Below are 286 nucleotides of genomic sequence, written 5' to 3'. Positions count from 1 at the left end.
GAACCAGGCGAAGCGCGACCACTTCGACTTCGTCACCAAGATGCGTGAACGCGGCATCGACGTCCTGGAAATGCACAACCTGCTGACCGAGACCGTCCAGAACCCCGAAGCCCTGAAGTGGATCCTCGATCGCAAGATCACCAACGACAGCGTCGGCGTAGGCCTGACCCAGGAGCTGCGCGGCTGGCTGGAAAGCCTGGAGCCGCGCAAGCTGGCGGAATTCCTCATCGGTGGTGTCGCCGCTGACGACATCCCCGAGAGCGAAGGCGCCAAGGCGCTGAAGATG

1 protein-coding gene is annotated in these 286 nt (G+C 62.9%); it reads left to right on the top strand.

Features of this window, described 5'->3' with window-relative positions; genetic code table 11:
* Positions 1 to 286, top strand: a 286-nt coding sequence (locus tag C167_RS31955; protein ID WP_037005728.1) for an arginine deiminase family protein, incomplete at both ends; no start/stop codon positions are given.

This window comes from Pseudomonas nitroreducens TX1 (assembly GCF_000313755.1).
GTDB lineage: Bacteria > Pseudomonadota > Gammaproteobacteria > Pseudomonadales > Pseudomonadaceae > Pseudomonas > Pseudomonas nitroreducens_A.
Note: the sequence above shows the minus strand (reverse complement) of the source record. Positions and strands in the feature narration are given on the sequence as shown.